Origin of the sequence: Cognaticolwellia mytili, assembly GCF_002104475.1 — a bacterium.
Classification (GTDB): Bacteria; Pseudomonadota; Gammaproteobacteria; order Enterobacterales; family Alteromonadaceae; genus Cognaticolwellia; species Cognaticolwellia mytili.
On sequence record NZ_NBOF01000002.1, the window covers coordinates 499,900 to 523,858 of the forward strand.

Annotated in this window: 23 protein-coding genes; all 23 read right to left on the bottom strand. The window is 39.9% G+C overall.

From position 1 onward, the window contains the following. Positions 1-8: 8 nt before the first annotated feature. On the bottom strand, positions 9-752 hold the full coding sequence (locus tag B7C41_RS07095) for a protein phosphatase CheZ (RefSeq protein WP_085298099.1): 744 nt from the start codon (positions 750-752) through the stop codon (positions 9-11). A 30-nt stretch (positions 753-782) separates the two neighbouring features. Next, positions 783-1,166, bottom strand: coding sequence for a chemotaxis response regulator CheY (gene cheY, locus B7C41_RS07100; RefSeq protein ID WP_085298672.1), 384 nt, complete (start codon positions 1,164-1,166; stop codon positions 783-785). Positions 1,167-1,216: 50 nt separating this feature from the next. Then, positions 1,217-1,930 carry an RNA polymerase sigma factor FliA gene (locus B7C41_RS07105; RefSeq protein WP_085298100.1) on the bottom strand — a complete coding sequence of 238 codons (714 nt, stop codon included), beginning with the start codon at positions 1,928-1,930 and terminating at the stop codon, positions 1,217-1,219. A 21-nt stretch (positions 1,931-1,951) separates the two neighbouring features. Then, positions 1,952-2,794 carry a MinD/ParA family protein gene (locus B7C41_RS07110; RefSeq protein WP_085298101.1) on the bottom strand — a complete coding sequence of 281 codons (843 nt, stop codon included), beginning with the start codon at positions 2,792-2,794 and terminating at the stop codon, positions 1,952-1,954. Positions 2,795-2,835: 41 nt separating this feature from the next. Continuing rightward, positions 2,836-4,383 (bottom strand): flagellar biosynthesis protein FlhF, encoded by a 1,548-nt coding sequence (gene flhF / locus B7C41_RS07115; protein WP_085298102.1) that lies wholly within the window; start codon positions 4,381-4,383, stop codon positions 2,836-2,838. Between the two features lie 46 nt (positions 4,384-4,429). Then, positions 4,430-6,532: a flagellar biosynthesis protein FlhA gene (gene flhA / locus B7C41_RS07120; RefSeq protein WP_085298103.1), complete on the bottom strand. Its 2,103-nt coding sequence runs from the start codon at positions 6,530-6,532 to the stop codon at positions 4,430-4,432. A gap of 433 nt (positions 6,533-6,965) precedes the next feature. After that, positions 6,966-8,096, bottom strand: a complete 1,131-nt coding sequence (flhB, locus tag B7C41_RS07125; RefSeq protein WP_085298104.1) for a flagellar biosynthesis protein FlhB — start codon at positions 8,094-8,096, stop codon at positions 6,966-6,968. Then, on the bottom strand, positions 8,096-8,881 hold the full coding sequence (gene fliR, locus B7C41_RS07130) for a flagellar biosynthetic protein FliR (RefSeq protein ID WP_085298105.1): 786 nt from the start codon (positions 8,879-8,881) through the stop codon (positions 8,096-8,098). The genes flhB and fliR overlap by 1 nt, the downstream gene beginning before the upstream one ends. Before the next feature lies 1 nt (position 8,882). Next, positions 8,883-9,152, bottom strand: coding sequence for a flagellar biosynthesis protein FliQ (gene fliQ / locus B7C41_RS07135; protein WP_085298106.1), 270 nt, complete (start codon positions 9,150-9,152; stop codon positions 8,883-8,885). Further along, positions 9,152-9,949 carry a flagellar type III secretion system pore protein FliP gene (fliP, locus tag B7C41_RS07140; RefSeq protein ID WP_085298673.1) on the bottom strand — a complete coding sequence of 266 codons (798 nt, stop codon included), beginning with the start codon at positions 9,947-9,949 and terminating at the stop codon, positions 9,152-9,154. The genes fliQ and fliP overlap by 1 nt, the downstream gene beginning before the upstream one ends. Next, positions 9,936-10,388, bottom strand: a complete 453-nt coding sequence (gene fliO, locus B7C41_RS07145; protein ID WP_085298107.1) for a flagellar biosynthetic protein FliO — start codon at positions 10,386-10,388, stop codon at positions 9,936-9,938. The genes fliP and fliO overlap by 14 nt, the downstream gene beginning before the upstream one ends. A gap of 7 nt (positions 10,389-10,395) precedes the next feature. Further along, positions 10,396-10,788, bottom strand: a complete 393-nt coding sequence (gene fliN / locus B7C41_RS07150; RefSeq protein WP_085298108.1) for a flagellar motor switch protein FliN — start codon at positions 10,786-10,788, stop codon at positions 10,396-10,398. 121 nt (positions 10,789-10,909) lie between these two features. After that, positions 10,910-11,971, bottom strand: a complete 1,062-nt coding sequence (gene fliM / locus B7C41_RS07155) for a flagellar motor switch protein FliM (RefSeq protein WP_085298109.1) — start codon at positions 11,969-11,971, stop codon at positions 10,910-10,912. 49 nt (positions 11,972-12,020) lie between these two features. Continuing rightward, positions 12,021-12,563, bottom strand: a complete 543-nt coding sequence (gene fliL, locus B7C41_RS07160; protein ID WP_085298110.1) for a flagellar basal body-associated protein FliL — start codon at positions 12,561-12,563, stop codon at positions 12,021-12,023. Positions 12,564-12,641: 78 nt separating this feature from the next. Next, entirely contained in the window at positions 12,642-14,558 is a 1,917-nt protein-coding gene (locus B7C41_RS07165) for a flagellar hook-length control protein FliK (protein WP_085298111.1), read from the bottom strand. A gap of 128 nt (positions 14,559-14,686) precedes the next feature. Further along, complete coding sequence (fliJ, locus tag B7C41_RS07170; RefSeq protein WP_085298112.1) at positions 14,687-15,124, bottom strand: flagellar export protein FliJ; 438 nt, start codon at positions 15,122-15,124, stop codon at positions 14,687-14,689. Positions 15,125-15,141: 17 nt separating this feature from the next. Further along, positions 15,142-16,506, bottom strand: coding sequence for a flagellar protein export ATPase FliI (gene fliI, locus B7C41_RS07175; RefSeq protein ID WP_085298113.1), 1,365 nt, complete (start codon positions 16,504-16,506; stop codon positions 15,142-15,144). 29 nt (positions 16,507-16,535) lie between these two features. Beyond that, positions 16,536-17,330: a flagellar assembly protein FliH gene (gene fliH / locus B7C41_RS07180; protein ID WP_085298114.1), complete on the bottom strand. Its 795-nt coding sequence runs from the start codon at positions 17,328-17,330 to the stop codon at positions 16,536-16,538. Positions 17,331-17,354: 24 nt separating this feature from the next. Further along, positions 17,355-18,410 carry a flagellar motor switch protein FliG gene (fliG, locus tag B7C41_RS07185; protein ID WP_085298115.1) on the bottom strand — a complete coding sequence of 352 codons (1,056 nt, stop codon included), beginning with the start codon at positions 18,408-18,410 and terminating at the stop codon, positions 17,355-17,357. Further along, positions 18,403-20,160: a flagellar basal-body MS-ring/collar protein FliF gene (fliF, locus tag B7C41_RS07190; RefSeq protein WP_085298116.1), complete on the bottom strand. Its 1,758-nt coding sequence runs from the start codon at positions 20,158-20,160 to the stop codon at positions 18,403-18,405. Before fliF ends, fliG begins: the two co-directional genes overlap by 8 nt. A gap of 53 nt (positions 20,161-20,213) precedes the next feature. Beyond that, the gene (gene fliE, locus B7C41_RS07195; RefSeq protein ID WP_085298117.1) at positions 20,214-20,555 is read right to left on the bottom strand and encodes a flagellar hook-basal body complex protein FliE; all 342 of its coding nucleotides are present in this window, start codon (positions 20,553-20,555) and stop codon (positions 20,214-20,216) included. A gap of 781 nt (positions 20,556-21,336) precedes the next feature. Beyond that, positions 21,337-22,677 (bottom strand): sigma-54-dependent transcriptional regulator, encoded by a 1,341-nt coding sequence (locus tag B7C41_RS07200; RefSeq protein WP_085298118.1) that lies wholly within the window; start codon positions 22,675-22,677, stop codon positions 21,337-21,339. Positions 22,678-22,679: 2 nt separating this feature from the next. Next, positions 22,680-23,873, bottom strand: a complete 1,194-nt coding sequence (locus B7C41_RS07205; RefSeq protein ID WP_085298119.1) for a sensor histidine kinase — start codon at positions 23,871-23,873, stop codon at positions 22,680-22,682. Positions 23,874-23,959 lie beyond the last annotated feature (86 nt).

The following is a 23,959-nucleotide window of genomic DNA, read 5'->3' on the forward strand; positions in this document are numbered from 1 at the left end:
AACTCCTATTAAAAACCTAAACTTGATAATAAGTCATCAACGTCGTCCTGATCAGCTACAACGTCAGTACGACTTTCAGTATTAACAATTGGACCTTCGACTAAATTCTCACCGACTTTCGGTAAGCTAACTGTTTTAGCTTCTTCAGAAGATAAGCCGAAAACTGTCAACATATTAATTAAGCTTTCTTCTACTTCATGCACTAAATCAATAACCTTCCGAATAACTTGGCCAGTAAGATCTTGAAAGTCTTGTGCCATTAAAACATCTGTCATCAAGCTATGCATATGACTAGTTTCTTTTTCCGTAGTTTTTAGCAAGGTATCAATATCTCGACATAGGGCTTTAAATTCACCAATATCGAGTTCGTTATGCATTAACTTTTTCCATAACGGATTTACCGCACTAATTTGTTGCTGAATAGTATCAACAACTGGAAAAATAGACTCAACAGCGTCCATAGTTTTATTAGCGGCTTCTTCTGTTCGACTAATGACATAATTCAAACGCTCTTTAGCGTCAGGAATATCTGCTGTCGCTAAATCGTTCAAACGGCTGTCAACTTGAAAGTTATTCAATGAGTCATGTAACTGACGTGTCAGCTTACCTATTTCAGCAAATAACTCGGTATTAATTGGGCTTTGAATTTCTGCGATCAGTTCATCAGCTTTTTCTTGTTGATCAGATTCAAGATATTCAACCAACAATTTAGCCTGTTCCAAAGAAATATGGACACTCGTATTCATAGTCATGTGACATCCTCGCGCAACAAAAATTAACGATTAACCAAGACGTTGAAATATTTTGTCAAGTTTAGTGTTTAAAGTTGCAGCGGTAAATGGCTTAACAATATAGCCGTTAACGCCTGCTTGAGCCGCCATGACTATTTGCTCCTTTTTGGCTTCTGCAGTTACCATCAATACAGGGATATGAGACAATTTTGCATCAGCTCTGATTGCCTTGAGCAAATCAATACCTTGCATGCCAGGCATATTCCAATCAGTCACTACAAACTCAAAATCACCATCTTTTAACATTGGCAGAGCGGTACTACCGTCATCCGCTTCTGAAATATTAGTGAAGCCTATATCACGTAACAAATTTTTTATTATACGTCTCATTGTTGAAAAATCATCAACAACAAGTACTTTCATATTTTTATCCAAGGCACCCTCCGGTGAGAACATTTAAAATTCTAACAATATAGCTATTCTACTCAACTTTGCCAAGATTGCATACGTGCTTTTAATCGATGCATTGCTTGACTGTGTATTTGGCTAACTCTTGACTCACTAACATCAAGTACTTGGCCTATTTCCCTAAGATTTAATTCTTCATCGTAATATAGTGACAGTACTAGAGCTTCTCGCTCGGGTAAAGTAGAAATACATTCCGCTAAAGATTTTTTAAAAATACTTTGTTCAATACTCGCGTAAGGATCATCATGGTGATGACTACCTGCGACATCAATAGCGTCTTCACTAACGCCTAAGTCTTCTATACCTAATATTTTACCTGAACTAACGTCATTAAGTATATGATGGTAGTCATTTAATGAAATTTCAAGTTTTTCAGCAACTTCAGTATCGGTTACATCACGGCCGAATTCTGCTTCTAAACTTTTAATCGCCTCGCTAATCAGTCGGCTATTTTTATGAACTGAGCGTGGAACCCAATCACCACGACGAATTTCATCTAGCATAGCACCACGAATACGTATACCAGCAAAGGTTTCAAAACTAGCACCTTTACTATTATCAAAATTATTAGCCGCTTCAAGTAGCCCTATCATACCTGATTGAATAAGATCATCAACGATAACGCTAGCAGGAAGACGAGCAAGTAAGTGGTAGGCAATGCGCTTTACTAATACTGTATGCTGTTCCAATAAAGAAGACTTATCAACATTATAAGTATGTAATTTAGCCACTCTAATTCACTCGTTTACTGGTTAATGTTCTAATAACTGCTCAATAAAGAACTCTAAATGACCCGAAGGCTGCTGTGGAACTGGCCAACCGATTAAGCTGTTCGCAAGTGATTTAAAGCCGATAGAAGCAGGAGAATCAGGATAAGCTTCAACAATGGCTTGTTGTTTCCTAACAGATTTGCGAATATTTTCATCAAACGGTATCACTGCCACTAGCTCTAGAGCAACATCTAAAAACCTATCACTGACTTTCGAAAGCTTGGCAAACAGTTGTTGGCCTTCCTTTTCGCTACGTACCATATTAGCCACTACTTTAAACTTAAAAAGGCCGTGGTCACGACTTAAGAGTTTCATCAATGCATAACAGTCAGTAATTGAGGTTGGTTCATCACACACCACCAATAAAACATCTTGTGAAGCACGACAAAAACTTAACACCATATCGGAAATACCTGCAGCGGTATCAACAATTAAGATATCAAATTTAGTTTGCATATCGCTAAAAGCTCGAATAAGGCCGGCATGCTCCGATGATGTTAAATCAACCATTGATTGCGTACCAGATGTTGCAGGAATGATATTCATACCAGCAGGGCCCTTAATAATGATGTCATCAAGTTCACATTCACCAGATAATACATGAGATAAGTTACGTTGTACGCGCAACCCTAGCATGACATCAACATTGGCAAGACCTAAATCCGCATCAAGTACTAAAACACGTTTACCCAACTGTGCTAAAGAAATAGCAGTATTTAGGGATACATTAGTTTTACCAACACCACCTTTACCGCCAGAAACGGCGATGACTTTTACTTGTTGAGAATCTTGCATTTTACGTAAACCACTCGCTTGATCTATCATCTATGTAACTTCTCTATATAACTTTACTACTTTCAAAGTAGCTATATTGCAACAGCAGTTACCGGTGTTCGCCATGAAACTGCTGTTGGTTGAGATTTCATTGCCATTCTATCTGCAAGCGTAACTAATTTCTCAGCATTTGCAACCTTAATATCTTCTGGAACTCTTTGTCCATCAGTTAGATAGCCAATAGCCAATCCATTTTGCAATGACGTAGAAATAATTTCACCAACACTAAGGCTTTCGTCTAGCTTAGTATAAATACATCCAGCTAAAGGAATGCGCTTAAAACGCTCAACATTTTCTTGCATTACGCGTGGTTGAGTATTAGCGGATAAAACTAAGTAGTTTCGGATTCTAACACGAGCATTAGCGATTAAGGTAGTTAAATGCTCACTTAAACGCAGATCTCGCTGGCCCATTCCAGCAGTATCGATCAAGATCAATTTTTTCTGAGAAAATTGCTGTAAAAGACTATCAAGTTCATTACCATCCTTGGCCAGTTTCACCTGACAACCTATGATTCGGCCGTAAGTGGCTAATTGTTCAAAGCCCGCAATACGGTAACTATCAGTTGAAATTAGGACAACTTGCTCCGCGCCATGCATTTGTGCAAAACGTGCAGCTAGCTTAGCAATAGTCGTAGTTTTCCCCACACCCGTTGGCCCAACAAGAGAAACCACACCACCACGTTGAATAATGTCATTATTAGTGGTATTCAACTGCTGCGAAATCACTTGTTTAGCTTGTTGCCATGCATCATCTTCATTCGTGCTGGCAGGGATATAACTAGCCACTTGGTCAGCAATTTGTTCTGTTAAACCCATCGCCATTAATCGATTAACTAATACTGCACGCATAGGATCTTTTTGTGCCATATCTTGCCACATCAATCCTGACATTTGATGTTCAAGTAACTGACGAATGGAAGACATCTCTTTTTGCATACGGTCAAAATCACTGCTACTGACTTGATTTTGTTCTTGAGGCTGAACAACATTAGTCACCGGTACTGCGGTCACAGAAGAGCTGTCATTTGGTGTAGCAAATTCTTGTTGAATTGATTGATGTTGTGGTGTTACTTGATTAGCAGGTGCACCACTAGTATTTGATTGCTCTAAACGTGTGGTGAAATCTTTAAACTGCTGTTCAAGATCGGGTTGTTCAGCATCGTTTTTTTCTACTGCCTGGCGAGTAGATTGACTAGATGAATTAGCAATTTGGCTATCAAACGCTCGCGTAGCTGGGGTTTTATCATAGCCATTTTGTTGAACTTGGCGATTAAGCAAAGCAGCTAAGCTGTCCACAGGAGCTTCATTGGTTTGTTTGGTCGGCTCAGGGGTACTTGAAAAAGCAACAGTATCTTCAGCCATATCAATACGACTTGTCACTTTATTAGCTTCTGTTTGGTCTTCAGGCTTTGCAGCCTCAACTGGCTTGACATTTTGGTTATAGTCAACTGCCGCCATTAACTCGACACCTTCAGCAATTTTTTTATTTGACATAATAACAGCGTCAGCACCCAACTCTTCTTTAATTTGTGCTAATGCTGTTCTCATATCTTTTGCTACGTAACGTCTAATCTTCACGACCCACCCCTTATAATTCAGTACAACTTACTTTGAAGTATTATTTTTACTGGCCGATAGCGCTAACAATCTTAATCTGCTTATCATCAGGAATTTCTTGATAGGAAATTACTCGTAATCCTGGGATAGTGTATTTAACAAACTTAGCGAGCACTGAACGTAAAATACCTGACGTTAATAATATCGGGCTATCACCAGCCATTTCTTGCTGTTGCGCCCCGTCTGACAGTGATTTTTGTAACCTTTCTGCTAAGCCTGGTTCGATACCTGCGCCATCGTCTCCAGCCATTTGCATAGACTGATGCAACATTTGTTCCAATTCAGGTGACAAAGTTATGACGGGTACTTCAGCCACGGGGCCAACCAATTCTTGGACAATAAATTTACGCAACGTAATGCGTACAGCTGCCGTTAATACTTCCGGGTCTTGGCTCTTAGGTCCGTACTCAACTAGAGTCTGAATAATGCTGCGCATATCACGTACCGGAACACTTTCATTCATTAAGTTTTGTAGCACTTTAACAATACTGCCAAGAGGCAGCACATCGGGAATCAAGCCTTCGATAAGTTTCGGATAGCTATTCGCCAGCATATCCAACAAGTTTTGTACTTCTTCATGACCAAGTAATTGTGATGCGTTGTTGGTCAATATTTGACTTAAATGCGTCGCTAATACGGTTGCAGAATCAACAACCGTATAGCCTAAAGACTGTGCATGCTCTCGCTGTTCGCTTTTTATCCATACGGCATCTAAGCCAAATGCGGGATCTTTAGTTGTTATACCGTCGAGCTTGCCAAACACTTGACCAGGATTTATCGCTAATTCATGGTCATGCCTGATCTCTGCTTCCCCAACAGTCACACCCATTAATGAGATTTGATAAGTATTGGGGTCTAAATCTAAATTATCTCGAATATGTACAGCAGGTACTAAGAAACCAAACTCTTGTGATAACTTTTTCCGCACACCTTTAATACGGTTTAATAGTTCACCACCCTGAGCCTTGTCAACAAGTGGAATAAGGCGATATCCAATTTCAAGGCCGATAATATCAACATGGTTAACATCATCCCACCCCAAGTCTTTTACTTCAGCTTCCTGTTGTTGAGTTTCCACTTCTTCTGCTTGAGATTTCTCTGCCATTTCAGCTGCTTTTGCAATCTTATATTTACCACTAAAAAATGCGATACCACCAATCAAGGCTGCAAAAATCAAAAAGGCTAGATGTGGCATGCCAGGCACAATACCCATGACAAACATCACACCTGCAGCAATATAGAGTGATTTTTCTTGGCCAAGTTGGCTGCTGACCTGTTCACCCATATCTTGTGCAGTGTTTTGACGTGTTACCACAATCGCCGTACCGATGGACAATAACAACCCAGGGATTTGCGCAACTAAACCATCACCTATGGTTAACAAAGTATAGATTTCTACCGCACTGTCAAAAGATAGATCATGCTGCACCATGCCAATAATTAGGCCACCAATAATATTAATAAATAAAATTAATATACCGGCAATGGCATCACCTTTAACAAACTTACTGGCACCATCCATTGAACCATAAAAATCAGCTTCACTGGTTACTTCTACACGTCGCTCTCGTGCCTGATCCGCAGTAATAAAACCAGCATTTAAGTCAGCATCAATTGCCATTTGTTTACCAGGCATTGCATCTAAGGTAAATCGTGCTGTTACTTCAGCAATACGCCCTGCACCTTTGGTAACAACAACAAAGTTTATAATAATAAGAATCGCAAAAACTACTAAACCAACCGCGTAGTTACCACCAATAACAACCGAGCCAAAAGCTTCAATAACTTTACCTGCGGCTTCTGGCCCTTCATGCCCTTCGAGCAATACCACTCGGGTACTGGCAACATTAAGTGCTAAACGCAATATGGTGGCAATCAGTAATACCGCAGGAAAAGAACCAAACTCTAATGGCTTAAGGGTGTAGACAGTGATGAGTAGTACGACTAGCGATAAAGCGATATTGAATGAGAAGAGAATATCAAGTAAAAATGCCGGCATCGGCAAAATAACCATACCGAGAGCTGCCATCACTAAAAATGGCGTTCCCAAGCCTGAAAAGACATTGAGTTTTTGTTGCTTTATTTTATTAAAAGTTGCGGCTAACTGCATGAGCTCTAATGATAGTATTTTGACATATAGTACGAAAAAGCAATAATTAGACCATTTTAGAATGAAATCTGAATTCAAAGGCTTGTTTGGTTTTTATTTATACAAAACATGAGAGAAGTTAATCGTTTAAGATTGCTTTTACAGCAACTTGTTAGATATTTATACGAGGAAGAGTATCTATCATGTGGTTGTTCCACTTAAAAAGGTGATAACGCAGTAAAATGTCCAACAAGTATTATCCAAAGGGTTCTGCTAAAAGCATTTTACTCTCTATTACCTGCATAGAGGTAGATGCTTAGCGTAAGCCGGATACAGAGCCGTGATACGTATTTATATAGAATAACTAGGCTACGCACCACCCACCTTAATTAAACGCTTTTACCTCGAACAAAGTTCAACTGAGCCTAGTTTATCCTATTTACCATTGCGTTATTTAGTAGCGAAAATCATCAGGAATAGGCAAATTTTTAGCAATCGCCTTAGGTTTTTTCGCTTTACCCTTTTTATGGGCACTCAGCTGGAAAATAAAGGCAAGTATTTGTGCTACAGCAGCAAATAGCTGCTCAGGAATTTCTTCATTTGGCTCTGTAGTGTAATACAGTGAACGAGCAAGCGCCGGTGAGCTAATGATTTCAACACCATGTTCTTTGGCAATAGTGCGAATATGAAGTGCCATTTCATCTATGCCCTTCGCTACTAGCATTGGCGCACCACCCGCTTCAGTATCATACTTAAGTGCCACAGAATAGTGTGTAGGATTGGTAATAACCACATCAGAATTCGGTACTTCCTCCATCATTCTCCGTTGCGACGCTTCGTATTGCGCACGTCTTATACGCCCCTTGGTTTCAGGACTACCTTCTGAGCTTTTCATCTCGTCTTTAATTTCTTGCTGAGACATTTTTAATTGTCGATTATGATTCCAAACCTGATATGGCGCGTCGATTATAACAATAATGCCAATAGATAATGCCAGCGCTAAAAACATCCATAGCAATAATGAAACGGAGTGAGCAATATTATGCGGAATATTTTCCGTACTTAAATTGATAATTTGATCAAATAAGCTACTTAATAAGAGGAAGGCTGAAATAAATACCACAAAAAACTTTAAAATAGATTTAATCAATTCAACGTAAGACTGGACGCCAAACATACGTTTAAAGCCTGCCATCGGCGAAAGTTTACTGGCTTTCGGGGCCATGGCTTGCCAAGAGAAGCTCATACCTCCTAGTAAGGTATTACCAATAAAAGCAGCAAAAACAATAATGAGATGAATCCAAATAAAAGGTATTAATATCGAGCCAACACTATCATTGGCGATCTGATATAAGGCATGGACATCCATCACTTCTTTGCGACTTAAACTAAACAACCGTTTCATCATTAGTGATAGTGCGTCAACCAAGGAGCTCCCCATTAAAAATAACGCAGCTGCACTACCAACAAGAACAAACATAGTCCCTAAGTCTTTCGAGCGTGCTATTTGACCCTTTTTTCTGGCATCGGAGAGTTTTTTTGCCGTGGGTTCTTCGGTTTTTTCACCACTATCTGACTCAGCCATTAAGGCGCTGCCCCACAGTCAATTAAGTAACAACTAAAATCTAAAGCCCGTTGCCACTGCAAAACAAAATGGTTATAGAAATTCCCCATGGTTAGCCACATAATGAGTAGACCTGCACACATGGTGACAGGAAAGCCAATAGCGAAAATATTCAACTGCGGCGCTGCTCGGGTCATAATACCAAACGAGAAGTTAATCAGTAACATTGCTGTTAACGGTGCGATAGCCAATGAGAGTGCAGTCGCAAACATCCAACTGCCCCACTCGGCAATTTCTTTAAACTTTATACTGGAAAAGTCAGTTGCAGGAATAGGAATAGTATCAAAACTAGCAACAACAAATTGCAAATAAGCAAGATGCCCATCCATCGCCCAAAACAATAAAGAAGATAATATTAAAAAGAATTGCCCAACCGCAGGAACACTAGTGCCACTTGTGGGGTCAACCAAAGAGGCGAAACCTAAACCTGTTTGCATTGCTATAACTTGTCCGGCAAGGGTAAATGTATTCACCACCATGATAGTGACAAAACCTAACATGATACCAATGAGTGTTTGCTCGGCAAGCAGTAATGTTGTCGCAAAAGAGAATAGATCGCCTACATTAGTTGGTGGTAATGCAGGCATTACCGCAGCCGTAACGGCAAGACAGAAAAATAATTTAACACGACCCGGAATCGATTTAGCGCCTAGGCCTATCATCGACATCACCATGGCCGAAATTCGTGTCAGTGGCAGTAAAAAGTCAGCCATACTTTGGTTGATAACTGACTCAGTAAACTCCATGCTAACTCACCACACTTGGAATGCTACCAATTAAGCGAATAGCGTAATCCATCAATTTTTGTACTAACCAATGGCCACCAAAAATCAAAGAGAGTAAGGTAACAATCAAGCGCGGTAAAAAGCTTAACGTCTGTTCATTGATAGAAGTTGCTGCTTGAAATACCGCAACAATTAAACCGACAATAAGACTCGGGACAATAACTGCACTGACCAATACAATAACTAAAAATAAAGCATCTCTTAATATATCAACAAATACCTCAGGACCCATTACACGGCTCCCATACCATAGCTTGTTGCAAGCGTACCTATCACTAAGTTCCAGCCATCAATCAAGACAAAAAGCATCAATTTGAACGGCAGTGACACGATCATCGGCGAGAGCATCATCATCCCCATCGCCATCAAAATACTCGCTACCACCAAGTCAATAATCAAAAAAGGAATAAATAGCATAAAACCAATTTGAAAGGCGGTTTTTAATTCACTGATAATAAAAGCCGGAATAATCACCGTCATGGGCAAATCGGTTGGTTGGTCAACATTCTCTATACCCGCCATATCAGCTAAAGTCCCCAAATCTTTCAGTCGAGTTTGCTCGAGCATGAAAGCACGTAACGGCACTTTCGCTTTACTAATGGCTTCAACAGAGGTCAATTGATCTTGCAAATATGGCTGAATGGCACGGTCATTAATTTCGTTATACACAGGCGTCATAATAAATAACGTCATAAATAAAGTAATACCAATAATCACCTGATTTGACGGTGTTTGTTGCAGACCGAATGCTTGTCGTAAAATTGCCATCACCACGACAATGCGCGTAAACGAAGTCATCATAATCACCGCAGCTGGAATAAAACTCAGTGCGGTCATAAAGATTAATATTTGCAAGGTGACCGAGTATTCTTGTGAGCCATCAGGATTGGTGGTTAATTTCAAAGCTGATAACGATAAATCATCAGCTGCAAAACTATAATTACTGAGCAATAAAAACGACAAAATCGTCACTAGTATTGTGACGATTTTTTTCGGCGATAAGAATGACTTTTTATTAAGGTTTATCATTTTTTTTCTCATAGCTTTTTGGCATTTTTTGTTTGAGGAGTTTTGCGATAGATTCGACAAAATCAACCGACTTTTCTTGGCCTGCCACAATGGGCTCATCGAGTGTTTCTAATAAGGTGATCTGCTGCGTTGTCACACCAAGCAATAATTGCTTATCACCACTTTGTACTACAACTAATTTTTCTTTTGTGCCGAGGTGCAAACTCGTCACTATTTTAAGACCGTTATGGTTATGTTGAACACCTTGAAAGCGTTTTAATATTATCGCACTAACGACAATAACCACTAATACCATCAATAGTGATAATATCATGCTCATAGCATCCATATTAGCACCAACATATTTGCCAACTTCAACAGGTTCAACACTGTCAGCCGCATCTACCGCATTGGCTAAACAACTGAACAATAACGAGCTTAAAAGTAGTAACTTTTTCATTTTTATACTATTTTAACTTTTTAATCCGTTCAACCTGACTAATAACATCAGTTAAACGAATACCAAATTTGTCATTAACCACTACCACTTCACCATGAGCAATTAGGGTACCATTAACAAGTACATCTAGCGCTTCACCGGCAACTCGATCAAGCTCAACAACAGAGCCTTGGTTAAGCTGTAATAAATTGCGAATACTAATATGGCTGCGACCTACTTCCATTGATATGGTGACAGGTATATCTAATATTGCGTCTAATTTACGTTTTTCTTCACCGGTGATCGGCTCATTATCTTCTTGTAAATCTTCTAGTTCAACAGTTTCTGCAGCTTCGGCGGCGGCTTGTTCATCCATCGCTTCGTCCCACATGCCTAAATCGCCTTCATTTTCTGTACTCATGTTTTTCAACCTCAATTTTCAAACTAGTTAGCACCAAATTAATCACGCTACTTAGTATTTGTTCCGTCTAATAAGCAATTAAGCTAGTTCTACACCACATTGATTAACATTATCAACTGGCTTATAAATCGTCTTCTAATAGGTGAAGTTCTGCATCGCTATCCAAACGTTTACCGCCTTTGGTCAATATGGTCAATTCTGATTTCACTGACTCAGGACGCTTAATTTTAGACTCTATTTTCAAGGCTAAATTGTCACGACTACGACCAAGTTTAGCTCTAAATGACGGTAAATTTTCAACTAACACTGTTATGTGATCTGGCATTTCAATAGGTATAATGTCACCGGCTTTAAAATCCATTATTTTTTGCAACGATAGCTCTACTTCTAAAAATTTAGTCGACAGTTCTACCGGCACATCCATAATTTCATCGCGCAGTGCCTTCGACCAACGCATATCAGTATCTTCTTTATCACTTTGTACACCGGCATCAAGTAATTCACGAATGGGCTCTAACATTGAATATGGTAAGGCAACGTGAAAATCTCCACCACCGCCATCGAGTTCAATATGAAAAGAACTGATCACCACCACTTCTGTGGGGCTAACAATATTTGCCATTGATGGGTTAACTTCAGAGTCAAGATATTCAAACGAAACATCCATCACTGGTGACCATGCTTCCTTATAATCTTCAAAGATTATTTTTAGCAACATTTGAACAATACGACGTTCTGTAGGGGTAAATTCACGCCCCTCTATTTTTGCATGATAACGCCCATCACCACCAAAAAAGTTATCAACTAAAATGAAAACAAGTCGTGCTTCCATGGTTATTAGCGCGGTACCTTTAAGTGGACGAAAACGAACCATATTCAAACTAGTTGGAACAAATAATGTATGTACATACTCGCCAAATTTAATCATTTGAATACCGTTAATCGATACTTCTGCGGTTCGACGCATCATATTAAATAGGCTAATCCGCATATGACGCGCAAAACGCTCATTGACCATTTCCAGCGTCGGCATTCGGCCACGAACAATACGATCCTGCGAAGAAAAATCATAATCAGAAGTGCCTTCGGCCTGGGCATGGCTTTCCTCAACCTCCTCTTCTTCAACATCATCGACCCCATGTAGTAGCGCGTCAATTTCGTCTTGGGATAATAAGTCACTCACTCAATAATCTCTTTATCTAATATTAATATTCAGGTCCGCAGTAGGATATTTATTGCATCACAAAGCCGGTAAATAACACTTTTTCAACCACCTTACTGCCTTCAACATCCTTCATCATTTTGTGTACTTCTGTTAGAGACTTCTGCTTTAATGCCGTTTTCCCTGCACTAGTTGCTAAATCATCAGCATTTGACTGTGAAAACACCGCCAATAGCGTACTTTCAATTAACGGCAAATGCTTTTTCGCTACTTCTTCATTATCGGCACCACGTACGAGTAGCTGTACACGAATTTCAACAAATCGATCACGTGCTGCACCGGGTACATTAAAACGAAAAGGCCTTGGCATTGGTACATATAGCGCAGTGCCAAGTTCAGCGTTCCCATCTGCCGATTCATCACCAGCCATTTCAGCATCAGAACCAGAATCAAGCGTGGCATCAAGCTCTGCTTGGGTCATTTCATCTCCTGAGCCCATCATAAAAAATGCTGCAGCCCCCCCACCAATAAGCAAAATCGCAACAATAGCGATAATAATTAGCTTCTTTTTCTTACCTGAATTATCCAATTCAAGCTCTTTTTCATCTGCCATGATATTTACCTAGGAGAAGTTTATATTTATAGCTAGACTATATCCTCGAATAGCAATGAATCCAATGAGTTTTATTCTTTATGCATAGTAATCAACACCAGTTGATGAAGCTTTAACCATATTGACAACTTGTTGATGGCTTTCATTAAACTCTTGTTCTGCATTATCATTGTTTTGGTCTGAAGCTCCATTTTCTCCAAACGATGTCTCTGACTGCTCACCAGGTTGACGTTGCTCAATATTCGAGTCACCAACATCAACACCACTTTCTGCTAGCATATCACGCAACTTACCCATATTTTGCTCCAAGGCATCCTTAGCTTGTGGATTTTGTACAATAAATTGCACTGCTGCTTGCTCATTTTGCAAATTAACACGCACATGAACATTGCCCATTTCAGGAGGATCCAACTGTATCTCTATTTGTTGAATTTTTTGATTAATCATCACCATCACTTTGTCTTTCACTGCATTAGCAAAATCTTTACGATAAATGGCAATTGTTTCAGTATTAAGTGCGGTAATCGACTTCTGACTTTGCGCGGTGTCAGCACTAAGTCTATTCATCGTGCTTTCAAAACTTTGCTCTTGCTGTGCTACCATCTCTGCTGCACTCATGATTGGACGACCAACATCAAGCGCTTGGTTTATTATTGGTGCAACCTTATCAGGTAGCGGTGACAGCTTTTCGCTAGCCGCTTCTGCTAAGTTAATTTCTTCGTTAGCTTTAACAGTATTTTTATTCGAACTTTCATCGCTAGTACTAACATTTTTTCCATTCAACACCGCTTGTTGAACTTGCTCTTTTGTTACTGGCGTTGACGAATTTTCGCTATTTGGGTTTATCGTTTTAGCTTGTAAAGTATCATTAACACGCTCACTTTCTATTGCCGCCTGATTAGCTTGTACTTGGCTAGCACTTTGAACATTACTCTGATTGGTTACTTGAGCTGCCGTCTTATCGATAACCTTTGCTTCATGTTCAATTAGCGGATTAACCGATATTTTCTTTTCAAGACTCGTTCTTTTATCACTTTCTGAGCTTGCACTACTAATAATTTTTTCACTTTCAAGCAAGGTATCACCACTACTATCTTCGCTAATATTTTCCGCTATTTCAGTAGACTTTGTCGCTATTTGCGCTAACGCTTTTTGTTCTGCAGTTGTCAGTGCTGACGAGGCGACTTCACTTAAATCATCAGTCAATGATGTCTTTACAATAGCTTGAACATCAGCTCCGTTATTTTTTACTATCTGGTCAAATTGCTTTGTAGTTGTTTGATTAACTTTATCATCATTAGATGCGACTTGCTTTTGTGCCAATGCATCACTACTAATGCCTGCTGATTTGATGACTTTCTCAACATCTAGATTTTTTTCGATACCATTATTTGGTTGTTCACTGTCAGTATTATTCCCAGCATTAATGCGATGTTCATCTGCAGTGGTTTTAGTAATTAGTTTTTCTGCAGCTCCTAGCATCTTCAGCAAATCTATCGCATCATCGCTATTGGTTTTCGTAGGTTGCATTTCAACCGTTTTGTTTTCATCGACCAATAAGCCATTGGCATCAGTGACATTGCTAACACTTGTTTTAACTTCCTTCGAGCCTGACTTGTTATTTTCTACTGACGACGCAGTCATAGATAAAACTTCAAGATTACCTTCAACATTGATTGCCTTTCCAGCATGCTCAGTTTCATAAATAATCGGCACCGGTAGCGTGTACTCTTCATCCTTAAGGGATTTATCTTCATTACCTTTAGAATCTTCAATAAGCTTTATACGGTCATCATTGACCGTTTCACCTTCATCATTGCCGCTACCATTAACTTTTGTAGTGGCCGAATCCGATTTTTGATGCTGATTGTGCTGCTCAATAATATCTGAAAATGCTGTTTCTGCACCTTTATTTTCAGCGGGTTTATTTGCATTACTGCCCTTAATATCAGTGCTTTGGCTAACTTCTACAGAGAGTAAACTTAACTTTGACATAATAAACCTTTCTAAAAACTGAATTTGGTAAGCCGTTGCGCTTACAATAATTTATTTTAAGCAAGCAAGTTTTATTCCAAAGCTCAAGAAAAATAACCTGTCCAACTCTAATTTACCGTCCAATGGAACTATTGACGTACACGTCGAACAAATTGCTGCGTCGCTATCTCATCAAACATTTTTTGTTCCTGTTTATTCGCCACAACGCGCAATGCCGCCAATTTCTTATCGCGTAACAACTCAACTGCTTGTATTTTTTTTCGTTGCTCTAACCACTGCTTTTTTCGCGTTTCAACTAACGCCTGCGCTTGGTGCATTGCAACTTTAACTTGTAATGCCGCATTATCTAACTTGGCGATAAAGGCGTGAAAATGACTATAAGTCGCACTATCAATGCCTTCAAGTGAACGCTGATTAAGACGGCGCATATACTCAAGTCGATATTCGCTAACACCACTTAAACGTTCCTTATTTTGCTGATAATCGAGCTCTGCCGCTTTCAATGCTTGTGCCGATTTTTGCTCTTTATCAAGCTCAAATTTATATAAGGTATTTAGCTGTTTCATCGTGTATTACCTTTAAGTTATTGTGCTTGCTGATTATTCTGTGCGTGTGCTTGTGCTGCTGTTAATATTTCCTGCAATTGCGATAAACTTTGATCATAAGGGATAACTTCTAGCGTTTTCTGCTGTAAGAAAAATTGAATCACCGGTTGTAAATCTATTGCCTGATCAATTCGAGGGTCTGTTCCTCGAGTATAAGCACCAATTGAAATTAAGTCCTTGTTTTCTTGGTATAATGAATAAACTTGGCGTAACTGTCTTGAAAGTTGTTGATGTTCATCACTCGTTACCATCGGCATCACACGACTAATGGAGCCTTCTATATCAACTGCAGGGTAGTGCCCTGCATCTGCTAATTTTCGAGATAGAACAATATGACCATCTAGAATTGCTCGCGCAGCATCAGCAATTGGATCCTGTAGATCATCCCCCTCAGTCAATACGGTAAAAAATGCGGTAATTGAACCTTGGCCATCGCCACCGTTTCCAGCCCGCTCTACTAGTTGTGGCAACTTAGAAAACACCGATGGCGGATAACCTTTTGTAGCTGGCGGCTCGCCAACTGCAAGAGCAATTTCACGCTGCGCTTGGGCATAACGGGTAATTGAATCAATAAGTAAAAGAACATTCAGTCCTTGGTCACGAAAGTATTCAGCAATCTGCACCGACGTTTCACAGCCTTTTAGGCGCATTAAAGGAGAGTTATCAGCCGGTGCCGCAATAACTACCGAACGTTTCCGCCCTTCCTCACCCAGTATTTCTTCAATGAATTCTTTCACTTCTCGGCCACGTTCACCAATAAGGCCAACAACAATAACATCTGCTGTTGTTCCCCGAGTCATCATACCCAGCAATACACTTTTACCCACGCCGGAGCCAGCGAAAAGCCCCATGCGTTGACCAGTACCAACAGTAAGAAAGCTATTAATAGAACGTACGCCAACATCTAATGGCTCGGTAATAGCACGACGAGAAAGCGGGTTGATAGGTTTATTATCATATTTATAATTTTCAGTCGTTTTTATGGGCCCCTTGCCATCAAGTGGCTTGCCTGCTCCATTGACCACGCGGCCTAATAACTCCATTGATAAGGGTAAACGAGCTTTCGATGATAGCGGTACAACCCGTGCACCAGGTAGCACACCTTGTAAACTTTGCTCTGGCATCAAAAACGTTATATCTTGAGAGAAACCAACTATCTCAGCAATTAAATCTCCTTGGGCTGTTTCAACTAAACACTGACTTCCAACAGCAGCTTTAACACCAACAGCCTCAAGCGTTAAGCCAACTACACGCACTAAGCGTCCAGCAACCGAAATTCGGTGTGGATGGATGTACTGCTGACAGTTTTTTAAACGTTCATTAATGCGGCTTATATCAACCATATAAAATTTTGACGCTTTTTATGAGAAACTTATTGGTGTAAGGCTTCTTGCAAAAAAGATTCCAACACCTCGTCCAAACGAGATTTTATATTGAGATCTATATTTGAGGTGCTATTTTCAATTTGACAGCTGCCAACGGGTAGCTGGGGTGCAGCCAATAAACGCCACCCCTGCTTTTGAATATGTCCAGCACCAAACTGCTCTTCAATAATATGAATATCTTGTGGGTTAAGTAATATTTGTGTTTGAGACTCTTGTGCTGGTAAGGCTTTAATTCCTTCACTCACCGCTGATACCAAGATATCAGGATTAGTTTTTGCTTCGTGCTTAGTTACCGCTTGCGTTAATTGCACCACAAGCTGTAAAAGTTGTGTTTCAACATTTTTTTCAACATTTGCTAGTGGCTGATGCAGTTGTTCGATAAGAGATTGCATTACGGCAGCTTGCTGCTCACTTGTTTCTTTACCTTCCGCTAAACCTTTACTGACACCTTCTTCATGGCCGGTTACTAAGCCTTCTTGATGCCCTGTCTCTTTACCTTCGTCAAAACCTTTCGCAAAGCCTTCCTCTTTGCCATGATTAAAGCCTTCATCAAAAGCAGCTTGACGAATTTCTTCTATTTCTTCTGCTGTTAACGGTATTGGCTCAGCAATTTCTGTTTCTTCTGGTGGCTCAAAACGCCAACGGCGAGACTTTCCTAGTGCATTGGTTTTCTCATCACTTTCATCAACTTCAGACTTAACATTAGGTAAAGACCAAGTATCAAGGTTATCAAACTCTTCAGGCGTCAACGCAGCTTGATTGGTTGGCGATAAAATTTTCATAAACGTAAACTTAGTTTATTTGGATTATAAGAAATCATCACCACCTCCACCGCCACCTAGCATAATTTCACCTGCATCAGATAAGCGACGAGCAACTGATAATATTTCTTTCTGCGCAGCTTCCACCTCGCTAATACGTACAGGACCCATGGCTTCAAGGTCATCCGCTAACATTTCAGCCGCACGTTTTGACATATTAGACATGATTTTTTCACTCAATGCTTCATCAGCCCCTTTAATTGCCTTCATCAAGGCATCTTGCTGAACTTCTCTTAGAATGGCTTGAATGCCTCTGTCATCAACATCTGCGAGGTTTTCAAAGACAAACATTAGATCTTGAATTTGTTGACTCATTTCTTCATCGTGCTCACGAATTGAATCCATTAGCAAACCTTCAACATTGGATTCTAAGTAGTTCATAATGTCGGCTGCTGCTTTCAAGCCACCCATTTTCGCTGCTTGTGCACCAGCTTGACCAGCAAACTGTTTTTCCATGATTTCATTCAATTCTTGTAAGGCTGCCGGCTGTACTTCTTCTAGGTTTGCTATACGCATCATCAAATCTAGGCGGACTTTATCGGCAAACTGCGTCATGATCTCGGCTGATTGCTCTGGTTCTAAATATGATAAAACAATAGTCTGAATTTGTGGATGTTCATTACGAATAATATTAGCAACCTGCTTCGAGTCCATCCATTTCAATGAATCAAGACCTTTAGCACCACCACCCATAACAATTTGGTCAATCAAGTTACTGGCTTTATCCTCACCTAAAGCAGCCGTAAGTGCTTTGCGGACAAAGTCTTCACTTTGGAAACCAATGGTTGAGAAGTTTTGAATTTCATCAATAAATAGTTTATGTACTGCGGTAATTTTTTGCTGAGTAAAGTCTTCCATTCCAGCCATGATCATACCAACTTGCTGGACTTGCTTTGGCTCTAAATGTTTCAGTATTTGGGCCGCATCTTCTTCAGACAAACTTAACAGTAAGATAGCTGCTTTTTCAGCACCATCAAGCTTATTAACATCAAATCCGCCCGCAGAAGATACTTCTGCTAATTCTTGGTTCTCATCACTCATCTTCGTTCAACCAACTTTTGACTACTTGGGACGATAACTCTGGTTCATTTGCCACTAAGGCTCGTACCGCTTTTAAGACATCTTCATCACGGTGTAAATCAGGTAACTGTAAACTACCATCAGGCGCAAAACCGATTGCACCTGCATCAAACTCAGAGGTTAACATATCCATGGTTTCATCGCCTAAATCAATATGACTATCGAGTGACTTATCACCGTAATCATCCGGCGTTTGATCTGGATAAATTAAACGTTTCAACATTGGACGAACCACAGCTAAAATTAGAATGATGATAACTAATGCACCCATCACTAACTTTAAGACTTTCATAAACCACGGTTCTTGCCAAATTGGTACTTCCTTAACTTCACCAAAATCAATACGGGAAAAAGGTAAAGTCACGACTTCAAGTGCGTCGCCTCGTTGTAAGTCAAAACCAATGCTACCTTGCAGTAAACGGCGAATATTAGCCATTTCTTGTACGGAACGAGGAATAGCTGCTGGAGTAGGTACCGGTTCACCGTCTTCTCCCTCCCCAGTAGGAGTTGGAGGTCTGACGTAATCTAGCGCAACCGAAACACTGATACGGTGGATAACACCTGTTTGTTGCTTAGTATAACTAATAGCCTCATCTAGCTCATAATTACGGGTTGACTCACTATGCTTACGTCCTGGCATCGTTCTTTGCTGAGCACCACCAGTAGCATTTTCAGGTATATTACTTTCAAGTGGTGGTTGATTCGTTAGCGCACCAGGAATACCGCCAAGTAGGCCACCAATAGTGTTGTCTTCTACTTTCATTTCGCTACGAAGCGCTGGTAAATCAGAATTATAACGGCGCTGCGTTTCTTCAGAGTTAGTAAAGTCCATCGCCACATCAACTTGTGCGGTATAATTACCTAAACCAACAACTGGGATTAAAATCGAATCGATTTTATCCATATATTCTTTTTCGCGCTTTTGTTCAATTTCAAATTCTTTACGAGAACGAGATGATACCGAATCTTGTGAGCCCGAGTTTAACAGACGACCATTTTGGTCAGTAACTGTAACGCGGTTCGGCGTTAAACCTTGTACCGCAGAGGCGACAACATCAACTACCGAGTCAACTTCTTCTTCTGACAATAGGCGACCCCGTTGCATAGTTAGTACGACCGTTGCAGAAGGGTTTTTTGCCCGTTTCGCGAAAACATTTTCCCGTGGAATAGCGAGTAATACCCGAGCACGTGATATCGCTTGTAATTCTTCTATTGTACGAGCTAATTGTTGCTCTCTCGAATGCTTTAATCTTTCAGTTTCAACACGCTGACTAACGCCAAAGCCCATATCTTGCATTATTATTTCGGAGCCTTCAGATGGTGCATCACCTAAACCTTCGCGCGCCAGTACTAACTTAATTGCTTGATATTCATCAGTGTGCACAGAAATGGTGTTATTTTCCTGAAGATAAGCATCCTTATAACCATTAGCATCAAGCGTGTCCATGGTTTTAATCAGTTGTTCTGTTGATAGTTTCGCTAATACGCGATACTCAGGCTGATTAGCCCACATAATGACAAATATGGCGATAGCAAGACAAATAGCTAAAGCCATAACAATAGTAATTTGACGTAAAAAATCAACATTACCCATTACGCCAGCTAAGCCAGACTTTTGCTCGTCAACGACACCATCAGCGTTGTCGTTAGCAACTAAATCATTGTTACCATCTGCCAGCACCATGCCTGTATTGTCTGTTGAATCTGCCACTTACTTTCTCCGCGTAACCTGTATTTTTGAGTATTTAATTAACAACTGGACCACTAAACTGGCATGCTCATAATTTCTTTATAGGCTTCAACAAATTTATTACGAACTTGAACCGTGGCATCAAACGCAACACCTGCTTTTGATGATGCAATCATAGTGTCGGCAAGTGTAACATTGCGATCACCCATTTCAAATGCCATCTTCTTTTGTCCGGCATCTTGTTGTATCTCATTAACGGTATTTACTGCATCTTTTAACATACTACCGAAGTCACTACCTGCTTTACTAACCGCCGGCGTACCCATACCATTATCACCAATAGGTAAACGATTACCCATAGCTTCCATCGACATACTTTGCATTTGGGCGTATAGAGAATTGGTTTTGATGTCCATAATTAACTCACTTGCGTCAATTTCTTGTTATCTAATATGACTAAGAGACAAAGCAATCTTAGTGCCAAAGCAGGAATAGCCAATACAAATATAGGAAAGTAAGCCAACGGTATTGTGAATAAAAGATATAAATCAATAAGAAAGATAATATCAATCTTGATAAAGAATTAGAGGAAGGAAACAAAAAAGCAACCTAAATAACCTGAGTTCGAGGTAAGCAAAGTGTCACAGCAGCACTATTAAAGCCAACTTCTACGTTGTGCAAGTTACCAATAGCTCGTTATTGGACACTCTTAAGCGCCTTGAGCTAGACATAAATACCACTACTGTAGTTAGAGACTTAGTAATATCTTGAAATAATTATGTTTTTCATTATCATCACCCCAAGTTAGAGCTAAATAAGATTGTTTCTCTCTAAAAAACTCAATATCTCATTCACGTTTTCAATAAAAACACAGAAATTTATCAATTAAGGTAACTAGGAGTTGTTGATCTTTATTTAGTAATTCACCTGAGAGATAAAGTCTGCTTAATTAAGACGAAATGGTGTAATTTATTCATCTAAATAAACTATTTTCAACACAGAGTCGGACGGCGACTTTAGCCTCAACCATTGGGCAATGGCTAATTTTAACGCTAGCTACATTAGAATGTCACTGATTTGGAAAAACCAAACCTCACCCATTGTGCTTTACCAACATTAGAACCAGCCTATTGCTGAAAATATAAATGAAATTCAACAGCCACTAAGAATAGTCCTTATGTTGTGCTCAATTATTATCTATAGTGGAATTTGAATGCCGCTATCACGCATACGCGCAATTTTATACCGCAATGTTCGAGGGCTAATACCTAGCCGCTCAGCCACATCTTTGCGACTGCCACGACAAGCTTGTAACGTATCAAGAATTATTTGATGTTCTTGCAATTTAAGCTCGCTACCTAACTTATCATCTTTCGTCACGAGCGTGTTGTTGTCTTGCACTTGCGGCGGTTCAAAGTTTTCAATCAGTAAATCACCAACATCAATACAACGATCACTTTGTAAAATTAAAGCTCGTTGCACAACGTTATCTAACTCTCGTACGTTACCAGGCCAGTCATAAGCAAATAGCTTACTACGAGCTGCAGCCGTTAACTCAGGAATAGCATTACCGTCTTTTTGACAAATACGTGCAATCAAATGTTGTGCTAATGGCAAAATATCATCCCTGCGCTTATTTAATGGCAGCCAGGTTAATGGAAAAACATTAAGACGATAGTATAAATCTTCACGAAATGCGCCTTCACTAACCGCTTCTTTCAAATCTCGATTGCTAGTAGCGATAACACGAACATCTAATTTAATGGTTTTACGTCCTCCTAAGCGTTCAACTTCTCGCTCTTGCAGCACACGTAATATTTTTGCTTGTAAGCCAAGATCCATCTCAGTAATCTCATCAAGTAAAATAGTACCCGACTGCGCCTGTTCAAACTTACCTGGACATGCTTGAATAGCGCCGGTAAAAGCACCTTTTTCATAACCAAATAGTGTCGCTTCTAACATATTTTCCGGAATTGCCGCACAATTAATTGCAACAAATGGTGCTTGACTGCGTGGTGAACTTTTATGGATATATTGTGCTAATACTTCTTTCCCCGAGCCACTAGGCCCTAAGACCATGACAGATGCTTCTGTATTCGCAACCTTTTCAGCTAACTTTAATAATTCAATACTACTCTCATCTGCCACGACTGGCTCACAATCATCTTGTAGCTGTAACGGCACGTATTGATTAACCATATTCAATAATACTTCTGGAGCAAACGGCTTTGCCATGTAATTACAAGCGCCATCTTTCATCGCTTGTACAGCATCATCAATAGTACCATATGCCGTCATTATCAATACTGGCAATTTAGGATAAGTATGGCGAATACTTTTCAGTAATGACAAACCCGACATTCCGCCCATTTGAACATCACTGACAACAAGATCAACAGTTTGAGATTTGAGTTTTATCAACGCATCCTCACCTGAGTCAACTGGAATGCATTGATATCCAGCCAAAAGTAAAGTGTCGACAAGTGCCTCTCGTAAGCCATCATCATCCTCAACTACCATGATTTTACTGGAACTCATTACTATACTCCTTCAACACAAACGGTTTTCTTGCCGGGCTCGTTACTACCGACATCGGATTTGCGATTACTTAGTTTTGGAATTTTTAAACAAAAATGTGCCCCTTCTCCGGGCTGGCTCAGCAAATGCACTTCACCTTGATGAGCACTAGTTACCGATTTAACTACCGCAAGCCCTAGGCCTGTGCCTTGACTTCTTGAGGTATAAAAAGGCTCAAATATTTTATCAGCAAGATCAGCGCTAATGCCTTCTCCGTTATCCCGCACACTAATGTAGGTATTGTCGTCTTGGCAGTATGCGCTGATATCAACAACCGCACTTGACTTAATTACCGCTAAACTATTATGAATTAAATTCTGAATGGCCCCTGATAAAGCAGTTATATTCCCTAAAACCTCGCAGTCTTCTTGACAAAAATGCAAGTTAACTGTTGCACCAGCCTGCAGTGTTTGTGGTTCAATAGCTTGCTTAGCATGTTCAATTAACTTATTTACATTAACGGGTTCAACTACCGCTTGTTTACCACTTTTTGCAAATAACAACATATCATTAACTTGCTGCTCTAAATCTTGCAGCCGAGAAACTAATTTATTTTGAAAACTTTCGCGGGCTGTCTCCGTTAATTTTTTATTGCACAGGTTTGCGCCATACAACATTGCCGCTGAAAGTGGTGTCCGAATTTGATGGGCCAACTTAGAAACCATACGACCAAGTGAAGATAAGCGTTGTAACTGTCCCAATTTGTCCTGCAATAAACGGGTTTCTGTCAAATCAGTTATCATAATAAGCTGACCAGGCTGATTGCCTAATGCCGTAATTTCTAATTTAACACGACGACCATCGTTTAAAGACACCTCATGCCAATCATCAGCTCTAGGCTTGAATGAACGCTTTATGACATTAAACCAAGCTTGGCCTAAAATAGGCTCATCCAACAATTGCTGTGCCATGTTATTCATTTTTACCACAATGCCATTACCATCAAGCATGATCATTCCAGTAGGCATAACATCAATGACTTGTTGTATTTGTTGGTTCTGCTGACGTAAAAGCGCCAACTCACCGGGGAAACTTTCACTTTCTAAGTGCGAAGTTTTTTCTTGATGTGCATTAACATTATCAACAGATGTAAACGCTCGACTCAGCATAGAATTGGCTGTGGAAGAATGACTTGATGTAGAAAAAGCTAGTGCCATAGTGTTTCACCCGAATAAGAATATTACTCGAATAAAGCACTAATCATGCCAATCAATTAAATCATTTAAATTCAAAAGCTAAGATG

Coding starts and splice junctions, on each gene's coding strand:
- B7C41_RS07095 (WP_085298099.1), bottom strand. CDS start 752: ATGACTATGAATACGAGTGTCCATATTTCTTTGGAACAGGCTAAATTG.
- B7C41_RS07110 (WP_085298101.1), bottom strand. CDS start 2,794: ATGATAGATCAAGCGAGTGGTTTACGTAAAATGCAAGATTCTCAACAA.
- flhA (WP_085298103.1), bottom strand. CDS start 6,532: ATGCAGTTAGCCGCAACTTTTAATAAAATAAAGCAACAAAAACTCAAT.
- flhB (WP_085298104.1), bottom strand. CDS start 8,096: ATGGCTGAGTCAGATAGTGGTGAAAAAACCGAAGAACCCACGGCAAAA.
- fliR (WP_085298105.1), bottom strand. CDS start 8,881: ATGGAGTTTACTGAGTCAGTTATCAACCAAAGTATGGCTGACTTTTTA.
- fliQ (WP_085298106.1), bottom strand. CDS start 9,152: ATGGGTCCTGAGGTATTTGTTGATATATTAAGAGATGCTTTATTTTTA.
- fliP (WP_085298673.1), bottom strand. CDS start 9,949: ATGATAAACCTTAATAAAAAGTCATTCTTATCGCCGAAAAAAATCGTC.
- fliO (WP_085298107.1), bottom strand. CDS start 10,388: ATGAAAAAGTTACTACTTTTAAGCTCGTTATTGTTCAGTTGTTTAGCC.
- fliN (WP_085298108.1), bottom strand. CDS start 10,788: ATGAGTACAGAAAATGAAGGCGATTTAGGCATGTGGGACGAAGCGATG.
- fliL (WP_085298110.1), bottom strand. CDS start 12,563: ATGGCAGATGAAAAAGAGCTTGAATTGGATAATTCAGGTAAGAAAAAG.
- B7C41_RS07165 (WP_085298111.1), bottom strand. CDS start 14,558: ATGTCAAAGTTAAGTTTACTCTCTGTAGAAGTTAGCCAAAGCACTGAT.
- fliJ (WP_085298112.1), bottom strand. CDS start 15,124: ATGAAACAGCTAAATACCTTATATAAATTTGAGCTTGATAAAGAGCAA.
- fliI (WP_085298113.1), bottom strand. CDS start 16,506: ATGGTTGATATAAGCCGCATTAATGAACGTTTAAAAAACTGTCAGCAG.
- fliH (WP_085298114.1), bottom strand. CDS start 17,330: ATGAAAATTTTATCGCCAACCAATCAAGCTGCGTTGACGCCTGAAGAG.
- fliG (WP_085298115.1), bottom strand. CDS start 18,410: ATGAGTGATGAGAACCAAGAATTAGCAGAAGTATCTTCTGCGGGCGGA.
- fliE (WP_085298117.1), bottom strand. CDS start 20,555: ATGGACATCAAAACCAATTCTCTATACGCCCAAATGCAAAGTATGTCG.
- B7C41_RS07200 (WP_085298118.1), bottom strand. CDS start 22,677: ATGAGTTCCAGTAAAATCATGGTAGTTGAGGATGATGATGGCTTACGA.
- B7C41_RS07205 (WP_085298119.1), bottom strand. CDS start 23,873: ATGGCACTAGCTTTTTCTACATCAAGTCATTCTTCCACAGCCAATTCT.